This window comes from Pseudoxanthomonas sp. GM95, assembly GCF_900109775.1.
In the GTDB taxonomy this organism is placed as follows: Bacteria; Pseudomonadota; Gammaproteobacteria; order Xanthomonadales; family Xanthomonadaceae; genus Pseudoxanthomonas_A.
In genome coordinates, this window is record NZ_FOAX01000002.1 from 1,044,430 (window position 1) to 1,062,704 (window position 18,275).

14 protein-coding genes are annotated in these 18,275 nt (G+C 67.8%); 12 read left to right on the top strand and 2 right to left on the bottom strand.

Annotation, left to right across the window (positions count from 1 at the left end; genetic code table 11):
- Nucleotides 1-179 precede the first annotated feature (179 nt).
- On the bottom strand, nucleotides 180-911 hold the full coding sequence (locus BMZ17_RS12680; RefSeq protein ID WP_093138925.1) for an SIMPL domain-containing protein: 732 nt from the start codon (nucleotides 909-911) through the stop codon (nucleotides 180-182).
- 134 nt (nucleotides 912-1,045) lie between these two features.
- Between BMZ17_RS12680 and BMZ17_RS12685 the strand changes: the two genes are divergently transcribed.
- From BMZ17_RS12685 to tldD, 4 genes are all read left to right on the top strand, one after another.
- On the top strand, nucleotides 1,046-1,612 hold the full coding sequence (locus tag BMZ17_RS12685) for a Maf family protein (RefSeq protein WP_093138926.1): 567 nt from the start codon (nucleotides 1,046-1,048) through the stop codon (nucleotides 1,610-1,612).
- Nucleotides 1,612-3,108 (top strand): ribonuclease G, encoded by a 1,497-nt coding sequence (gene rng / locus BMZ17_RS12690; RefSeq protein ID WP_093138927.1) that lies wholly within the window; start codon nucleotides 1,612-1,614, stop codon nucleotides 3,106-3,108. Before BMZ17_RS12685 ends, rng begins: the two co-directional genes overlap by 1 nt.
- A gap of 119 nt (nucleotides 3,109-3,227) precedes the next feature.
- Complete coding sequence (locus BMZ17_RS12695; protein ID WP_093138928.1) at nucleotides 3,228-7,211, top strand: YhdP family protein; 3,984 nt, start codon at nucleotides 3,228-3,230, stop codon at nucleotides 7,209-7,211.
- A gap of 45 nt (nucleotides 7,212-7,256) precedes the next feature.
- Nucleotides 7,257-8,702, top strand: a complete 1,446-nt coding sequence (gene tldD, locus BMZ17_RS12700) for a metalloprotease TldD (RefSeq protein WP_093138929.1) — start codon at nucleotides 7,257-7,259, stop codon at nucleotides 8,700-8,702.
- Nucleotides 8,703-8,740: 38 nt separating this feature from the next.
- Here the strand turns inward: tldD and yjgA are convergent, their stop codons facing one another.
- On the bottom strand, nucleotides 8,741-9,298 hold the full coding sequence (gene yjgA, locus BMZ17_RS12705) for a ribosome biogenesis factor YjgA (protein WP_093138930.1): 558 nt from the start codon (nucleotides 9,296-9,298) through the stop codon (nucleotides 8,741-8,743).
- Between the two features lie 77 nt (nucleotides 9,299-9,375).
- Between yjgA and pmbA the strand changes: the two genes are divergently transcribed.
- The 8 genes from pmbA to BMZ17_RS20960 all read left to right on the top strand — a co-directional run bounded on the left by pmbA (nucleotide 9,376) and on the right by BMZ17_RS20960 (nucleotide 18,232).
- The gene (pmbA, locus tag BMZ17_RS12710; RefSeq protein WP_093138931.1) at nucleotides 9,376-10,737 is read left to right on the top strand and encodes a metalloprotease PmbA; all 1,362 of its coding nucleotides are present in this window, start codon (nucleotides 9,376-9,378) and stop codon (nucleotides 10,735-10,737) included.
- A gap of 151 nt (nucleotides 10,738-10,888) precedes the next feature.
- Entirely contained in the window at nucleotides 10,889-11,332 is a 444-nt protein-coding gene (locus tag BMZ17_RS12715) for a FecR family protein (protein ID WP_093138932.1), read from the top strand.
- A gap of 7 nt (nucleotides 11,333-11,339) precedes the next feature.
- Complete coding sequence (locus BMZ17_RS12720; RefSeq protein ID WP_093138933.1) at nucleotides 11,340-11,960, top strand: OmpA family protein; 621 nt, start codon at nucleotides 11,340-11,342, stop codon at nucleotides 11,958-11,960.
- 12 nt (nucleotides 11,961-11,972) lie between these two features.
- The gene (locus BMZ17_RS12725) at nucleotides 11,973-13,979 is read left to right on the top strand and encodes a CHASE2 domain-containing protein (protein ID WP_093138934.1); all 2,007 of its coding nucleotides are present in this window, start codon (nucleotides 11,973-11,975) and stop codon (nucleotides 13,977-13,979) included.
- A gap of 172 nt (nucleotides 13,980-14,151) precedes the next feature.
- On the top strand, nucleotides 14,152-14,529 hold the full coding sequence (locus tag BMZ17_RS12730) for a DUF4870 domain-containing protein (protein WP_093138935.1): 378 nt from the start codon (nucleotides 14,152-14,154) through the stop codon (nucleotides 14,527-14,529).
- Nucleotides 14,530-14,721: 192 nt separating this feature from the next.
- Nucleotides 14,722-16,107, top strand: a complete 1,386-nt coding sequence (locus BMZ17_RS12735; RefSeq protein WP_093138936.1) for a DUF1800 domain-containing protein — start codon at nucleotides 14,722-14,724, stop codon at nucleotides 16,105-16,107.
- Between the two features lie 181 nt (nucleotides 16,108-16,288).
- Entirely contained in the window at nucleotides 16,289-17,431 is a 1,143-nt protein-coding gene (locus tag BMZ17_RS12740; RefSeq protein ID WP_093138937.1) for a DUF1501 domain-containing protein, read from the top strand.
- 111 nt (nucleotides 17,432-17,542) lie between these two features.
- Nucleotides 17,543-18,232 (top strand): DUF6348 family protein, encoded by a 690-nt coding sequence (locus tag BMZ17_RS20960; RefSeq protein ID WP_139202912.1) that lies wholly within the window; start codon nucleotides 17,543-17,545, stop codon nucleotides 18,230-18,232.
- Nucleotides 18,233-18,275: the final 43 nt, after the last annotated feature.

Below are 18,275 nucleotides of genomic sequence, written 5' to 3' on the forward strand. Positions count from 1 at the left end.
GTGAAGTCACGAAAAATTAATAAGTTGGCAGCGAAAGCCAGATTATTTCCAGAGACGCCGCATTCATGAACATGCGCATCGCGGTGCTGGCAAAAGGCGTCATGGATTTAAGGCAGCAAAAAGGCGCCATTGAGGCGCCTTGTCGCGTTTTTTCTTGGTCTGTAGGTTAGGGGGCGCGATCAGCGCCCCAGCTCGAACACCACATCAACGCTAACGGAAAGCGTGGTTTCGCCCGGGGAGACCGGGGTGGCGTCGGCGGCTTTGGCGCGGGCCATCATCATCACCGGGCGCGGGCCGCCGCCGGTGCTGCCTTCGGAGATGCTGACGATGCGGCGTACTTTCAGGCCTAGGCCCTTGGCGTAGGTCTCGGCGCGGGCCTGGGCCTGCTTGAGCGCGGACAGGCGGGCTTCGTCGTAGACCGGTTCGGGCTGGTCGATCTCGAAGGTGGGGCCGTTGATCTGGTTGGCGCCCTGCGCGGCCAGGGCGTCCAGCACGCTGCCCAGCTTGGCGATGTCGCGGACCTTGAGGTTGACCGTGTTGGTGGCCTGGTAGCCGGTGATCTTCGGCGCCTGGTTGTCGCGGTAATCGTACTGCGGGTTGAGCATGACGCCGCTGGTCTGGATGTCCTTGTCGGCGATGCCGGCCTTCTTGATGGCGGCCATTACCTGGGTCATCTGGGTGGCGTTATGGCGCATGGCGGTGTTGCCGTCGACGGCCTGGGTGACCACGCCCGCGGAAAGGGTGGCGATGTCCGGCGCGCGGCTGGCTTCGGCCTGGGATGAGACCGACAGCAGCGTGCCGTCGGCGGGCAGGCTGTAGCCGGAGGCGCTCTGGGCGGATGCGGTCATGGCGGTGCCTCCAAGGGCGAGTGCGAGGGCGATCAGTAGCGGGCGAAGGCGGGTGGTGCGCATGGTGGTGTCCTGTTGAGGCAGTGGTCGAAGGGTATTGCCGAGGGAATGAACGGGTCGTCGGCCGCCGTGGGGTTGCCATCGAGGGCAGGGTCACGGGCGCCGTTCAGGCAACGGCCGCGGGTTATCCTTTGGCCATGCTGTTTCTCGCCTCCCAATCCCCCAGGCGCGCCGAGTTGCTGGCCCGTCTTGGCGTGACCTTCGACGTGTTGACCCTGGATCTCTCCGAGCAACGCCAGCCTGGCGAGGCGGCGCTGGACTACGTGCGCCGGGTGGCGCAAGAGAAGGCGCAGGCTGGCTTTGCGCTGGTGGCCGAAAGGCCCGGCGCGGTCGTGCTGGGCTCGGACACCGAGGTGATCCTGGACGATGTGGTGTTCGGCAAGCCGGCCGATCCGGCCGACGCGACCGCGATGCTGCAGCGCCTCTCCGGGCGCACCCACACGGTGGCCAGCGCGGTGTCGCTGGTGGCCGATGGGCGCCATGCGCAGGTGCTCAATGTCTCCGAAGTGACCTTCGCCACGCTCAACGCGCAGGCCATCGAGCGCTACGTGGCCACCGGCGAATCGATGGGCAAGGCCGGCGCCTATGCGATCCAGGGCAGCGGCGAGGCCTTCATCACCCACCTTTCCGGCAGCTATTCCGGTGTAATGGGACTTCCGCTGCACGACGCAGCGCGTTTGCTTGAGCAATTCGGAGCGCTTTGATGTCGGAGGAGATCCTGGTCAACGTCACCCCGCGGGAAACCCGGGTGGCGGTGGTTGAAAACGGCATGCTGCAGGAGCTGCACATCGAGCGCGGCTGGCGCCGGGGCATCGTCGGCAACATCTACAAAGGCCAGGTGCAGCGGGTGATGCCGGGGATGCAGGCGGCGTTCGTCGAGATCGGCCACGATCGCGCGGCCTTCCTGCATGCCAGCGACATCGTCCGCGCCGCGCCGCCGTCCAATGTGGCGGCAGGCGAAGAAGTGGCATTGCCGCCGGCGCCGTCCGCGCCGGCCTCGATCCTGGAGCTGGTCCGCGATGGCCAGGATGTGGTGGTCCAGGTGGTCAAGGACCCGATCGGCACCAAGGGCGCGCGCCTGACCACCCAGATCAGCATCCCCTCGCGCTACTTGGTGCTGCTGCCGCAGTCCAAGGTGATCGGCGTGTCGGCGCGGATCGAGGACGAGGCCGAGCGCGCCCGGCTCAAGACCCTGGTGACCGAGCTCTCGGCCCAGCACGGCAACCTCGGCTACATCGTGCGCACCAACGCTGAAGGGCAGAGCGCCGAGGCGCTGGCCGAGGACGTGGCCTACCTGTCGCGCGTGTGGAACGTGATCAACCGCCGCGTCGGCGAGATGGCCCCGCGCGCACTGCTCTATGAAGACCTGAGTCTGCCGCTGCGCGCGGTGCGCGACCTGATCCGCAAGGACGTGGAGAAGGTCAAGGTCGACTCGCGCGAGACCTACGAGCGCCTGCAGGCCTTCATCGCCAAGTACATGCCGCCGCTGGCCGAGAAGCTGGAGCTGTACGTCGGCGACCGCCCGATCTTCGACCTGTATGGGGTCGAGGACGAGATCGGCCGTGCGCTGGACAAGCAGGTGCCGCTGAAATCCGGCGGCTACCTGGTGATCGACCAGACCGAGGCGATGACCACGATCGACGTCAACACCGGCTCGTTCCTGGGCCAGCGCAACCTGGAAGAAACCGTCTACCGCACCAACCTGGAAGCGGCCCAGGCCGTGGCCCGGCAGCTGCGTTTGCGCAACCTGGGCGGCATCATCATCATCGACTTCATCGATATGTCCGATGCCGAGCACAAGCGCCAGGTGTTGCGCACGCTGGAGAAGGGCCTGTCGCGCGACCACGCCAAGACCACGGTCTACGATTTCTCACCGCTGGGCTTGGTCGAGATGACCCGCAAGCGCACCGTGGAAAGCCTGGAGCGCCAGCTATCCGAGCCCTGCAATGCCTGCGGCGGCCGCGGCACGGTCAAAACCACTGAGACGGTGACCTATGAGATTTTCCGCGAGATCACCCGCGCCACGCGCCAGTTCGAAGCCGCGCGCCTGCTGGTGATCGCTTCGCCGCAGGTGGTCACGCGCATCACCGACGAGGAATCGCAAGCCGTGGCCGAGCTGGAGGAGTTCCTGGGCAAGTCGATCCGTTTCCAGGCCGATGCGCAGTACCTGCAGGAACAGTTCGACGTCGTGCTGTTGTGAGCGCCTGTGCTGCAGAATCTGATCACGATCATGCGACCTGATTCAGGGCAGGGCGCGGCAGGGGGCGTCATGCTGTGCGGCCGAGGTTTGTGTCTTCCCCCGCCGAGCCGTCCTGACTGATGCCGATCGCTTTCCACCACCGCCTGCGCGTGCTGCGCCGCATGGCCTGGTACGCGCTGGCCGTGGTGCTGGTCTGCGTGGCGGTGGTGCTGGGCGTGGTCAGCCAGCTGTTGCCGCTGGCCGAGCGCCATCCTGATCGCGTCGCGGCGTGGTTGAGCCAGCAGGCCGGGCGGCCGATCACCTTCCAGCATCTCAAGACCGAATGGACCCGGCGCGGCCCACTGCTGCAGCTGGACGGGCTGCAGGTCGGCGCCGCCAACGGCCAGGGCGAAGGTCTGCAGATCGGCCAGGCCGAAGTGCTGGTGTCGCTGTATTCCGGGCTGCTGCCGGGCCGGGCCTTCACCGAGCTGCGCCTGCGCAACATCGCCCTGGAAGCCGAGCGCGCTGAAGACGGCAGCTGGGCGATCCGGGGTTTTCCGGGGCAGAAGACCGGCGGCGATCCGCTGAAATCCCTGGATGGCCTGGGCGAACTGCAGCTCGTCGGCGGGCGCCTGCACGTGCTGGCGCCGTCGCTGGGCTGGGACCTGCAGCTGCCACGCATCGACGCGCGCCTGCGCGTGCAGGGCCGCGAGGTCCGCGCCGGCCTGCGCCTGCAGGGCAGCCGCACCGATGGCGAGCCGATCGAAGCTGCGGCGCTGTTCGACCGCCAGACCGGTGACGGCCGCGCTTATCTGGAAGGCGAGGGCATCGCGCTGGCCGACTGGCAGGCGCTGTCCGGCCTGGCCGGGATGCAGCTGCGCGGTGGCCAGGGCGAGCTGCACGCCTGGGCGCGCCTGAAAGCCCATCGCCTGGACCAGATCCAGGCCGAGCTGGCCTTGCAGCAGGTGCAGCTGGCGACGGTCGATGGCAGCGCGAGCACGGCGTTCGAGGAAGTGCGCGGCCGCGCGCGCTTCCAGCTGCAGGCCGATGCCTGGCGGCTGGACGTGCCGCAGCTGCGGCTGGGCGCCAAGGGCGGCAACCAGGGCGTGGACGGGCTGACGCTGGCCGGCGGCGCGCGTTCGGCGCTGCTGGTCGATCATCTGGAGGCCGCGCCGCTGCTGCAGGCGCTGGCGATGAGCAACCAGGTCAAGCCTGCGCTGCGCAACTGGCTGCAGCAGGCCAAGCCGCATGCCGCGCTGTCGAACGTCCAGGTGGCCGGCACCGTGCAAGGCCCGCTGCGGCTGTCGGCCACGGTCGATGGCCTGGCATTTTCGCCGGTCGGCCATGCGCCTGGCCTGAGCGGCCTGGCCGGCACGCTGAGTGGCGACGAGCAGGGCATGGCGCTGGCGTTGAACGAGGCCGCGCCATTCAAGTTCGACTGGCCCGCGGGCTTCGGCGTGGTCCACAACGCGACCCTGCACGGCACGCTCGCCGGCTGGCGCGAAGGCGCGGGCTGGAAGTTCGGCACGCCTTCGCTGGTGGTGGATGGTGAGGATTTCGGCGTCACCGCGCGTGGCGATGTGTGGTTCCAGAACGACTTCACCCGGCCCTGGTTGAACGTGGCCGCCGACGTGCACGACACGCCGGTGCCGGCCGCGCGCGGGTTCTGGGTGCGCCACCTGATGTCCAAGGCCTCGCTGGACTGGCTGGATACGGCGATGCAGGGCGGCACCGTGCGCAACGGCACCGGCCTGGTGGCGGGCGACCTGGACGACTGGCCGTTCCTGCACAACCAGGGCCTGTTCGACGCGCAGGCCGATATCGACCAGGGCCGCATCCGTTTCCAGAACACCTGGCCGGACATGACCGAGCTGGAGGCGCACGTGCGCTTCGTCAACAACGGCTTCGACCTGAGCGGCAAGGGCAAGCTGGGCGAGGTGCCGATTGCGCGGATCAGCGGCGGCATCGCCGACTGGCACGAGACGGTGCTGAAGATCGATGCGCAAGGCGGCGACGATGCCGCGCGCCTGCTGTCGCTGGTGCGCCACAGTCCGCTGGACAAGGCCTACGGCAGTTCGCTGAAAGGCCTGAGCGCATCCGGCCCGGCCAAGGTCGATTACACGATGCAGCTGCCGCTGCGCAGCAACTCGGCCGTGCCGCGCCAGATCGGCGGTCATGTGGTGCTTGATGGCGCGCATCTGGTCGATACGACCTGGGACCTGGATTTCACCGAGGTGCGCGGCACGGCGAGCTTCAGCGATGGCGGCTTCGATGCGCCCTCGCTGAGCGTGGTACGTGCCGGCCAGCCCGGGCAGCTGGCCTTGCGCGCCGGCGATGCCGCGCAGGACAAGGCCAACGTGTTCGAAGCGCAGCTGCAGGCGCCGCTGACCAGCGACGAACTGCTGCAGCGCGTGCCTGAGATCACCTGGCTGCAGGCTTATCTGCACGGGCGCTCGCCGTGGACGATCAATGTTGGCGTGGGCGCGCCGCCGCAGGCCGGCGGCGATCCGCCGGTACGCATCCTGGCCCAGTCCGACCTGGTCGGCACCGCGCTGCAATTGCCTGCGCCGCTGGACAAGCCGGCCAACCGGCCGCTGGCCGCCAGCGTGGCGGTGCAGCTGCCGCTGGATACCGGCAAGGTGGATGTGAACTTCGGCAAGCTGATGGCGTTGCGCGCGCAGGAACGCGCCGGCGCCACCGGCGTGCGGGTGGAACTGGGCCGCAGCAGCATTGCCCAACCGGTGCCGGCCAGCGGCCTCAGTGCCGGCGGCACGGCCAGCGCGCTCGATGCCGCCGGCTGGATCGCGCTGGCGCGGGCCTCGGGCAGCGCGCCGGCCGATACCAGCCTAGTCAAGGCTGGCGCCGCCGGTGCGCAGCTCAGCAGTCCGCAGGCCGCGGCCGATCCCAGCCTGCCGCCGCAGCCGCCGATCGCCCCGCCCACCGGCAGCGCACCGCTGAAGCTGCGCGGCATCGACATCACCGCGCAGAAGCTGCTGCTGATCGGCGGTGCGTTCCCGTCCACGCGCGTACAGGTCACCCCGGCGCAGGCCGCGCTGGAGGTGAAACTCGACGGCGACGCGCTCTCGGGCAACGTCCATGTGCCCGACGACGAAAACGCCCCGGTGCAAGGCCAGCTCGCACGCCTCTACTGGGTTTCGGCCACGCCGCCGCCGGCCGATGGTGCGCCCGCGCCGCTGCCCGCGCCGGCCAAGGGCTCCACGCCGCTGGAAGACGATCTGGATCCGTCGGCGCTGCCGCCGCTGGCGCTGGACGTGGACGACCTGCGCTTCGGCGAGGCCAAGCTAGGCGACACCACGCTGCGCACCCGCAAGGTGCCCGGCGGCCTGCACATCGACACGCTGCAGATGCGTTCGGCCCAGCAGAAGATCGATGTCACCGGTGACTGGACCGGCCGCGGCGCCAGTGCCCGCACCCACCTGCTGGCCAAGGTCGACAGCCAGGACCTGGGCGCGCTGATGGATGGCCTGGGCTTCACCGGCCGTGTGCGCGGTGGCACCGGTAAGGTCGACCTGGACCTGGCCTGGCCGTCGAGCCCGGCGGGCTTCTCGCTGGCCGGGCTGGAAGGCAGCGCCAAGCTGGACGCGCACAACGGCGCGCTGCTGGAAGTCGAACCCGGCGCGGGTCGCGTGCTGGGCCTGTTCAGCCTGACCCAGCTGCCGCGCCGGCTGATGCTGGATTTCCGCGACTTCTTCTCCAAGGGCCTGGCCTTCAACCGCATCGGTGGCGATGTCGCCTTCACCGGCGGCCACGCGCAGACCGACAACACCGTGATCGAAGGGCCGGCCGCGGAAATCCGCATCGACGGCAGCACCGACCTCAAAGCGCAGACCTTCGACCAGACCATCCACGTGCTGCCGCGTTCGGGCAACCTGCTGACCGTGGTCGGCGCGGTCGCCGGCGGCCCAGTCGGCGCGGCGGTCGGCGCGGCCGCCAATGCGGTGCTGCGCAAGCCGCTGGGCGAAATCGGCGCCAAGACTTATCACGTCACCGGCCCGTGGAAAGACCCGAAGGTGGACGTCACCGAACACGAAGAACCCGAAGCCGCCGCGCCCGCGCCTTCGCCGCAATCCACGACACCTGCCACACCGGCACCGCCGCGCTGAGCGCGCGCGGCTTGCATTCCCCTCTCACGACCCGATCATTCCCCCATGAGCACATCCGCACTCGCACTTGCCGAATCCCGCCTGCTGATTCCCGCCGGCCTGGACCAGACCGGCCTGGACCGCGCCTTCGGCACGCTGCTGGGGCCGGGCATCGACTTCGGCGACCTGTATTTCCAGCACGCGCGGCGCGAGAGCTGGACGGTGGAAGACGGCATCGTCAAGGACGGCGCGCATTCGATCGAACAGGGCGTGGGCGTGCGCGCGATCTCCGGCGAGAAGACCGGCTTTGCCTATTCCGATGACATCAACTCGGCCGCGCTGTTGGCCGCGGCCGGCAGCGCCCGCGCGATCGCACGCGATGGCGCAAGCCACAGTCCACGCACGCTGGTGCGCGGCCAGGGCCGCGCGCTGTACGCGCCCGAAGATCCGGTCGATGCGATGGACAACGATGCCAAGGTCGCGGCCTTGCGCGCCGTGGACAAGTTCCTGCGCGCGGCCGATCCGCGCGTGCAGCAGGTCAGCGTCAGCCTGTCCGGCGGCGTCGATACGGTGTTGATCGCGCGCAGCGATGGCGTGCTGGCCTCGGACGTGCGCCCGCTGGTGCGCCTGAACATCCAGGTGATCGTCGAGCAGAACGGCCGCCGCGAATCCGGCTACGCCGGCTACGGCGGGCGCTATTCCTACGCCGAGCTGCTGGGCAACGGCAAGCCGGAAGAGTTCGCCCGCGAGGCGCTGCGCCAGGCGCTGGTCAACCTGGAAGCGGTCGACGCGCCAGCCGGCGTGATGCCGGTGGTGCTGGCCGCGGGCTGGCCGGGCGTGCTGCTGCACGAAGCAGTTGGCCACGGCCTGGAAGGCGACTTCAACCGCAAGGGCACCAGCGTCTACGCCGGCCGCATCGGCGAACGCGTGGCTTCCAAGGGCGTGACGATTGTCGATGACGGCACGCTGGAAGGTCGCCGCGGTTCGCTCAACGTCGATGACGAAGGCGAGCCCACACAGTGCACCACCCTGATCGAGGATGGCGTGCTGGTCGGCTACATGCAGGACAGCCTCAACGCGCGTCTGATGGGCATGAAGCCCACCGGCAACGGACGCCGCGAATCCTTTGCGCACCTGACCATGCCGCGCATGACCAACACCTACATGCTGGCCGGCCAGCACGATCCGCAGGAGATGATCCGCTCGGTCAAGAAGGGGCTGTACGCGGTCAATTTCGGCGGCGGCCAGGTCGACATCACCAGCGGAAAATATGTGTTCTCCGCGACCGAGGCCTACCTGATCGAGGACGGCAAGGTCACCGCGCCGGTCAAGGGCGCCACGCTGATCGGCAATGGTCCGGAAACCATGCAGAAGGTGCGCATGATCGGCAATGACCTGGCCTTGGATGCCGGCGTCGGCGTGTGCGGCAAGGATGGGCAGAGCGTGCCGGTCGGCGTCGGCCAGCCGTCACTGCTGATCGACGGACTCACCGTGGGCGGCACCAAGGCCTGAGGCGCGCGGCGATGACGCCCGCCACGCGCCTGCGCAGGTCATTCTTCCTCGTCGTCGTCCGGCGTGTCGTCGCCGGCGTCGGCATCGGCCAGCAGGCCACGAACCTCGCGATACAGCTCCCGGTACGACGCCGGCGGCTTGTTGCGCTTGCGCTCCTCGGCGACGTTGCGGATCAGCTGGCGCAGGCGCTGGCGGTCCGCGTCGGGGTATTCGTCCAGCAGCTGGGTCAGCGCCTCGGGATCGTCCAGCAGGCGCTCGCGCCAGCCTTCGGCCTGATGCATCAGGCCGGTCTCGATGCGCGCCGCATCGCCGCTGACATCCAGCGCGTCGCGGATCGCCTCCAGCGTCTCGTCATCCTCTTTACGCATCTGCTTGGCCAGGAACTGCAGCTGGCGCTTGTGCGCGATGTGCGAGGTCACCTTCTTGGTATCGGCGACGTGGTCGGCGAGTTCTTCGCTCAGCGGCAGCTTGGCAAGCTGCGCCGGGGTCAGCGCCACCAGCTGTTCGGCCAGCGACCGCACTTCCAGCGCGCCCTGGCGCTGCTGGGTACGGCTGGGGCCGCGAAATTCGCCGGTTTCAGGATCGCGTCCGCGCATGGGTCACACCTTCTTCAAAGGCACGCTGCCGTCAGGCGCGCGCCGGGTCAATCGAATAGAACCACTAGGATAAGCCATTGAACGCACTCACTTCCCCTCTTCGCGACGACAGCAGCCAGCGGATGGAGCACCTGGCCAGCCTGTCCGAGCGCCTGCTGGACATGGCGCGCGCGCGCGGCGCCACCCAGGCCGAGGTCAGCTGCAGCGAGGATCGCGGCCTGAGCGTCAACGTGCGCATGGGCGAAGTGGAAACGGTCGAATCCACCCAGGACCGCGCCATCGGCGTGACGGTGTACTTCGGCCAGCGCAAGGGCAGCGCCAGTACCGGCGACCTGCGCGAGGACAGCCTGGCCGCCACGGTCGAGCAGGCCTGCGCGATCGCGCGCTACACCGAGGACGACGAAGCCGCCGGCCTGGCCGATGCAGATCGCATGGCGCGCGAATTCCCCGACTTGGGCGGTTGGCATCCGTGGCAGCTTGATGCCGATGCGGCGGTCGACCTGGCGCTGGCCTGCGAGGCGGCTGGGCGCGCGGCCGATCCGCGCATCAGCAATTCCGATGGCGCCTCGGTCAGCAGCGGGCACGGCCTGTCGGTGTACGCCAACTCGCATGGCTTCATCGGCCGCGAGCGCGGCACGCATCACTCGATCAGCTGCGCGCTGATCGCCGGCACCGGCGAAGGCATGCAGCGCGACGGCTGGTATTCCACCGCGCTGGCGCGCGAGCTGCTGGAAGCGCCCGAGGCCATCGGCCGGCGCGCGGCCGAGCGCACCGTGGCCCGTCTGGCCCCGCGCGACCTGGCCACCGGCCAGTATCCGGTGCTGTACAGCGCCGAAGTCGCGCGCTCGCTGATCGGCCACCTGCTGGGCGCGATCAGCGGCGGGGCGCTGTATCGCAAGGCCAGTTTCCTCCTGGACCACGCCGGCAAGCAGATCTTCCCGGACTGGTTCTCCATCGAGGAATTGCCGCTGCTGCGCGAAGGCCTGCGTTCGGGCGCGTTCGATGCCGAAGGCGTGGCCACGGCCAACTCGGCGCTGGTCAGCGACGGTGTGCTGCAGCGGTATGTGCTGGGCAGCTATTCGGCGCGCAAGCTGGGGCTGCGCAGCACCGGCAATGCCGGCGGCATCCACAACCTCAAGATGTCTTCCAACGCCGGCGACCTGGCTTCGATGCTGCAGGGCATGGGCACCGGCCTGCTGGTGACCGAGCTGATGGGGCAGGGCGTCAACGGCGTGACTGGCGATTATTCGCGCGGCGCCGGCGGGTTCTGGATCGAGAACGGACAGATCGCCTATCCGGTCGACAACGTCACCGTGGCCGGCAACCTGAAGGACATCTTCGCCGCGATCGAGGCCGTTGGCAGCGACCTGGATCCGCGCTCGCACATCGGCATGGGCTCGGTCCTGGTGGGCCGGATGACCGTGGCTGGCGGGCAGTGAATCCCGACGACAAAAATGAATAGGGGAACCCGGTAAAACCCCGCTGAAATCACTTGCCCGTCACGCCGGAACCGATGCACTGTAGCGGCGTCGGACACCGACGTGACCGAGGTCTGGCCAATCACGGCCAGCCCCGGACAGGGGGATTCACATGAAGCGATATCTCTGCCTGCTGGCCTTGGCCACGCTGGCGTTTTTTGCAGTGCCTGCCTTGGCGGCCGACGACCACGTCGCACTGGTCAAGACCGTCAGCGGCAACGTCCAGGTGATCCGCCAGGACGCCACCGTCCAGGCTGCCGGCGGGACCACGCTGCTGGTCTCCGATCATCTGGTTGCTGGCCCCGGCGCCTCGGCCGCGATCGTGTTCAAGGACGGCACGCTGCTGACCCTTGGGCCGGGCGCGGACATCCTGGTGCGCGACTACGTGTTCGAGCCGAAGGACGGCAAGTTCTCCTTCTCGCTCTACATGACCAAGGGCTCGGCGATCTACGAGTCGGGCAAGATCGGCAAGCTCGCGCCGGACTCGGTGAAGATCGACACGCCCAAGGCCACCGTCGGCGTGCGTGGCACCCGTTTCCTGATCGAAGCGAACTGAGTCGCCCATGTTTGGATGGATGGAACGCGGCCCGCGGTTCGCGATCGCCTTGCTGGGCGCCTGTGCGTTGTTCACAGGCTGCGCCTCGGTGCCGACCACCAAGGTGACCTTGCTACCGGACCATGACGGCCATGTCGGCGCGGTCACGGTCTCCAACGCGCAGGGCCAGCAGCGTATCGACCAGGCCTTCAATACCGTCGATGTCGCCAAGCCGACCGTCGGTCCGGGCGCGGCCCGTGCGGTGGACCAGGCCAGCTTCGAAACCGCGCATCGCACGCTGATCGACGCCCAGCCGTCGCCGCCGCGCAGCTTCGTGCTGAACTTCCTGTTCGACAGCATGGAGCTGACGCCGGAGTCCAAGCGGATGCTGCCCGAGGTCCTGGAAACCGTACGCGCGCGCATTCCGACCGAGGTGACCGTGTTCGGCTACGCGGACTCGTCGGGCACGGCCGAGTACAACCTCAAGCTGTCTGCCGAGCGCGCGCGCGCGGTGGAACGCGTGCTGCGCAAGATCGACCCGAACCTCAAGGTCGAGGTCCAGTATTTCGGTGATCGCGTGCCGCTGGTGCCGTCGCCGCCGGGCGTGCCCGAGCCGCGTAACCGGCGCGCCGAGATCGTCATCCTCTAGCGCCGGGCGTCCATGAAACCTGTTGCATCGTCGACCAGGCTCCCGCGCCGCGCCGCGTCCATGTTCGTGCTGGCGGCGTTGCTGGTCGCGCTGGCCATCGGCGTGGGTGGCCTGCTGCACATCGCGGTGGTGACGCGCCTGGACCGCTTCGTGCTGGACACGCTGCAGGTGCAGACCGCGAGCGGTGCGCCCGCGCCCGGCGCGGTGGTGGTGGACATCGACGAGGTCAGCCTGGCGGCCGTGGGCCAGTGGCCGTGGCCGCGCTATCGGGTCGCGGCGCTGATCGAACGCATTGCCGCCGAGCACCCATCCGCGATTGCGCTGGACATCCTGTTCCCCGAAGCCGACCGCGCTTCGCTGGCCGATATCCAACAGACCTTCAAGCGCGATTTCGGCGTGGACGTGTCCTTCGGTGGCGTGCCGGATGGACTGCTGGACAACGATGGTTACCTGGCCCAGCAGATGGGGCAGGCCGGGGTGATCGGCGCGCGCTATTTCTACTTCGACCATGTCACCCGCACGGAAGGCCCGCTGCGCCCGGGCGTGGGCTTCGACGGGCGCTTGGACCTGCTGGCGCTGGATCGCGCGCCGGGCGTGCTGGACAACGTCGCGCCGATCGCCGCGCAGACCCGGGTCAGCGGCTTCGTCAACACGCGCGTAGACGCCGATGGCGTGCTGCGCCAGCTGCCGCTGCTGATCGAATACAACGGCGTGGTCCACGCCAGCCTGGCGCTGGCGGCAACCATGCATGCGCTGGGCGTGGGTTCGGGCACGGTGCTCTCCGATCGCGATGGCCTGTCGATCCAGCTCAGCCAGCACCGCATCCCCATCGACAAGGCCGGCTACGCGCTGCTGCGCTTCAACGGCCCTTCGTCGGGCTACGCCAGCATCCCGGCGGTGGACGTGCTGACCGGCAAGGTCCGCGCCGAAGACCTGCGCGGCAAGATCGTCTTCATCGGCTCCTCGGCCGTGGGCCTCAACGACGTGCACCCGACCGCGGTGGATCGCGAGTTCTCCGGGTTGAAGGTGCAGTCGGCGATGGCGCAGAACATTCTCGACGACCGCGTCGTGCGCCGCCCGGTCTGGGGTGGCCAGGCGGCGCTGGCACTGGGCGTGGTCCTGGCGTTGATGCTCGGGCTGCTGTTCGCGGCCGGGCGCGGCATGGTGCTGCTGGCATCGCTGGGCGTGGCAGTAGCCGCGGTTTTGGTGGTGGTGGGCGCGAGCATCTTCGTCCGCAGCGGCGTGTTCCTGCCGATCGGCGTGCCGCTGCTGGTGCTGGCGACGCTGGTGGTGCTGGCTTTCGTGGCGCGCTTCGTCCTCAACCATCGACGTGCGCAGCGCTGGCGCCGCCAGTTGGAAAACGCCCGCCAGGTCACGATCGAATCGATGGCCGCCGTGGCCGAAACGCGCGATCCGGAAACCGGCGCGCACATCAAGCGTACCCAGCACTACGTGCGCGCGGTGGCCGAGCGCCTGCAGCGCACGGGGCACTACACCGGCACGCTGACGCGCGAGTACATCGACCTGCTGTTCCTGTCTGCGCCGCTGCACGACATCGGCAAGGTCGGGGTGCCCGACCACATTCTGCTCAAGCCCGGCCCGCTGACGGCCGAGGAGCAGGTGATCATGCGCCGCCATGCCGAGTTCGGCCGCGAGATCATCTACAGCACGGCCGAGCGGATCGAGGGCGACAACTTCCTGCGGATCGCCGGCGAGATCGCCGCCTCCCACCATGAGAAGTGGGACGGCACCGGCTACCCGGCCGGGCTTGAGGGCCAGGCCATCCCGCTGTCCGGTCGCATCATGGCCGTGGCCGACATCTACGACGCGATGATCAGCCGGCGCTGCTACAAGGAGCCGTTCCCGCACGAGGCGGCCAAGGCGCTGATGCTGGACATGCGCGGCAAGACCTTCGATCCGGTCGTGCTGGATGCGTTCTTCGCCATCGAAGCCCAGGTGCTGGACATCGCCGCGCGCTACAGCGATGACGACGAAGGCGTGGCCGGCAGCCACGACTAGGATGCGCGGGCTGGGCTCGCCACGATGACCGTTGCCTGCGGGCATTGACGTAAGCAGGGCGGAAGATGTCTTGGCGGGGGATTGACGCGCCTGCCGCGCCCCACGACAGTTGGCCGCGGCCCGCCCCCCGGCCGGAAGCGTTCGACCACCCACCCCAGGAATTAGAAAGCTCATGAACGAGTACGAGAACGTCACCGCTCCGCCCCCGCCGCCGGTTGGCACCGCGCCGCAGGAAGACCGCACCGTCGCCCTGATCGTGCACCTGACCGGCATCGTCACCAGCTTCATCGTGCCGCTGATCATCTGGCTGGTGAACAAGGACAACCCGTCCAAGGCCTGGCTCAACGACCAGTCCAAGGAAGCGCTGAATTTCCAGATCACCGTCTTCCTGGCGTTCCTGGTGTGCGGCGTGCTCAGCATCATCGTCATCGGTGGCCTGCTGATGCCGCTGGTCTGGATCGCCAACCTGGTGCTGTGCATCCTGGCCGGCATCAAGTCCAACGAAGGCGTCACCTATCGCTATCCGTTCGCGCTGCGCCTGATCAAGTAACGGCCGCGTCATTGCGGTCATCGAAAGCCCGGCCTCGTGCCGGGCTTTTTCGTGGCAGCCGTGGCGTTAATTGCGCTGAACACCGGCATTCGCGTTGTCGAGCCTGCGCTGAACGCTTTGGCTGTGCGGTCAACCGCCTCGCGCGTGGCTCGTTTCCCTGTGCATTGCCTGCTTGCCAGAGGACATCCGCGCATGACCCGCCAGACCGCCGTCAGCGCCACCAACCGTTTCGGCCTGGGCGCCCGCCCGGACGAGATCGCCCAGCTCGGCGATCCGCAGGGCTGGCTGTTGGCCCAGCTGCGCGATACCGCCCAGCCCGCGCCCTTCGACAGCCTCCCCACCAGCCTGGATTACCTGCAGCAGGACATCGCCCTGCAGCAGGCGCGGCGCGAAGCCAAGCGCGATGGCGGTGACAAGCCCAAGGACCTGGCCAAGGACCTGCGCCAGGGCCAGGCGCGCGAGCTGACGCTGCGCTACCAGGTCGCGGTCGCCAGCCAGAGCAGTTTCGTCGAACGCATGGTGCGGTTCTGGTCGAACCATTTCGCCGTGTCCGTGGACAAGCGTGTCGCCGCGCCGTATGCGGCGCCGATGGAGCGTGAGGCCATTCGGCCGCATGTCACCGGGAACTTCGTCGACCTGCTGCTGGCGGTGGAAACGCATCCGGCGATGCTGCGCTTCCTGGACAACGCGCGGTCGGTCGGTGCCGACTCGATGGCAGCGCAGCGGGCGCGCAGGCGCGATCCTGACAAGGCGCCCGGCCTCAACGAAAACCTCGCCCGCGAGATCCTGGAGCTGCACACCGTCGGCGCCAACGGCGGCTACAGCCAGGCCGATGTCACCGAGTTCGCCAAGGCGATCACCGGCTGGGGCGTGCCGATGCCGCAGGACTTCAAGAAGGGCACGGCGACCAGCGCTTTCCTGTTCCGCCCCAACGCGCATGAAGGCGGCGCGCGCACCGTGATGGGCAAGCGCTATGCCGAGGCCGGCCTGGGGCAGGGCAAGGCGGTGCTGGCCGATCTGGCCGTGCATCCGGCCACGGCCAGGCATGTGTCTACCAAGATCGCCCGCCACCTGATCAGCGATACGCCACCGCAGGCCGTGGTCGATGCGATGACCCAGGCGTGGTTGAAGAGTGGCGGCGACCTGGCCACGGTCTACACCGCGCTTATCCGTCATCCGGCCGCCTGGGATGCGCAGGCGCGCAAGTTCAAGACGCCCGACGATTACCTGGTCTCGGCGCTGCGCGCTGGCGGTGCGTTGGGCGACCAGCGCCCCCAGGCGTTGGCCGCCTTGTTGAATCGCATGGGCCAGCCGACCTTCACCCCGCGCTCGCCCGCCGGCTTCGAAGACGACGCTGCGCAATGGAGCGGCCCCGATGCGCTGTGGAAGCGCGTGCAGGGTGCGCAGGCGCTGGCTGAAGGCGTGCCGGAGGACGTGCTCGATCCGCTCTCGACCGCCCAGGCGGTGTTCGGCGGCACGCTCGATGCCGACACCCTGACCGCGCTCAAACGCGCCGAATCTCCGCGCGATGGACTGGCCCTGTTGTTCGCCAGCCCTGCCTTCCAGTGGAGGACTTAGGGGCCGCTTGATGCGATTGAAATGCGCCCCGCCATGCACGGCCCTTCGGGTTGCCGTGTCCGACGCCAGGCGGGGCGCGCGTGGCTTGAACAGGCGGCCTGCCTGTCGCTGCGCCGCGCACGCCCCGCCTGGCGCCGGACACAACAACGGGACACATCCCAATCACATCAAGAGGCCCCAGATGAAACTGACCCGACGTGCCTTCCTCGGCGCTGCAGGTGCGATGACCACGCTGACCCTGTGGCCCTCGCTCGGCCTGGCTGCGCAGAACGCCAACGACACACGTTTGCTGGTGGTGCTGTTGCGCGGCGGCCTTGATGGCCTGCACACGCTGATCCCCACCGACGATCCGAACTACCGGAGCCTGCGTGGCGACCTGGCGCCGGGCGATCCACTCAAGCTGGATACCAACTTTGGCCTGCATCCGTCGCTGGCGTTCGCGCATGAGCTGTATGGCAAGCAGCAGCTGCTGCCGGTGGTGGCGATTGCGCCGCCGTACCAGCAGCGCTCGCACTTCGAAGCGCAGGATTGCCTGGAGAACGGCAGCGCCCGCCCCAGTGGCGCCAACACCGGCTGGCTCAATCGCTGCGCCGGTGCGATGGCTGGTACCGAGGCGCTATCGATCACCACGGTGATGCCGCTGATCATGCGTGGCCCAGGCGATGCCTCGACCTGGTCGCCGCCGTTGCCGGAAGAAGTGAATCCGATCCTGCTGCAGCGCCTGCAGGATCTTTATGCGCAGGACACCGCGCTGGCCGCCAATTTCCAGCGGGCGATGGCCACGCAGGGCGTGGCCGGCATGGGCGGCGGTGGCGGCAAGGGCCGCATGGCTGCGGCCACTGCCTCGGCGGCCAAGTTCATGTCGCAAGCCAACGGCCCCCGCATCGCCTTCGTCGAGGATTCGGGCTGGGACACGCACGCCGGTGAGGCGGCGATCCTCAAGAACAAGCTGTCCGAACTCGACGATGGCCTGCGCGCTTTCCACGATGGCGCCGCGACGATCTGGGACAAGACCGTGGTCGTGGTGGTCACTGAATTCGGCCGCACCGCCAAGGTCAACGGCACCGGTGGCACCGATCACGGCACCGGCGGGCTTGCCCTGCTGGCAGGCGGCGCCGTGCGCGGCGGCCGCATCGCCGGCAACTGGCCCGGCCTCTCACAGACCGCGCTCAACGAAGGCCGCGACCTGCGCGTCACCACCGACATGCGCGCGCTGTTCAAGGCGGTGTTGGCTGGCCATCTGCGCGTGGATGAAGGCAAGCTCGATACCGCGGTGTTTCCGGATAGCGACAAGGTCAGGGCAATGGAGGGATTGCTGGCTTAAGGCTCCTCACTCTCCGTGTGGGCCAGGAATGCGTCACATGGCAAAGTGCACCTGACACGTCAGGCGCCAGTTCCTTCTGCGCGAGCAGCTATTTCAAACGGAGATTGATTTGTGACCGATTCAGTGGAAGGGGCTCAATCGCTCCTGCAACGCGCTCTTGCTGCACACGGTATTACCGCATCCGCTGTTGAGGGTGTTTTCCATCTTCAAGATGGTCTGCGCCTTACTCCCCTGGTTCATGAGATGCCCTCACGAACCGAGGATTTCGTGGTTTCGTTAGAAGTTCTGGCGGAGAGTCCCTTGCTTCAAGGGACTGTGATTTCGGAGAGATTCGCGGGCCTTGCCGCCGACAAAGCAGCAGCTGTTGCACAAGCTTTCGAAAAATTCTTGTTGGGTGTATTCCACGTCATGCTGGAAGCGCTCAGTAGCCACGTATGCGAAGCGCCTCAAGCAGAAATTGAACGATGGCAGGGCGTGGACGGCCGTTGGAGGGTCTACAGCGGTCCACTCCTTACTCAGCATTCCAGTAACTCTGTTTTGTCTGGAAGCTACGGAGAGGCGCTTAAGCTAGTTCAAAGAGAATTTGAAAGAGGGCAGCGACATGGTCCGCACTGGGTTCGCGTTTTTATCGCGGCCTACCATGGGCAGATCCAAGCAGCTGAGGTCCTGCTGGATAACCAGAATTGGACCGAAGGCTTGGGCGCACTTGATCAAATTTCTTGGCATGCCAGCGAGGAGTATCAAGCAATTCGCCACTTTCTTGTCGCACTGCCAGACACGAGCAGTGGCAGTGACTTCTGAAGCGGAAGTTACAAGCTCGCAGTCTGTTGTCGACTGAGGAAGA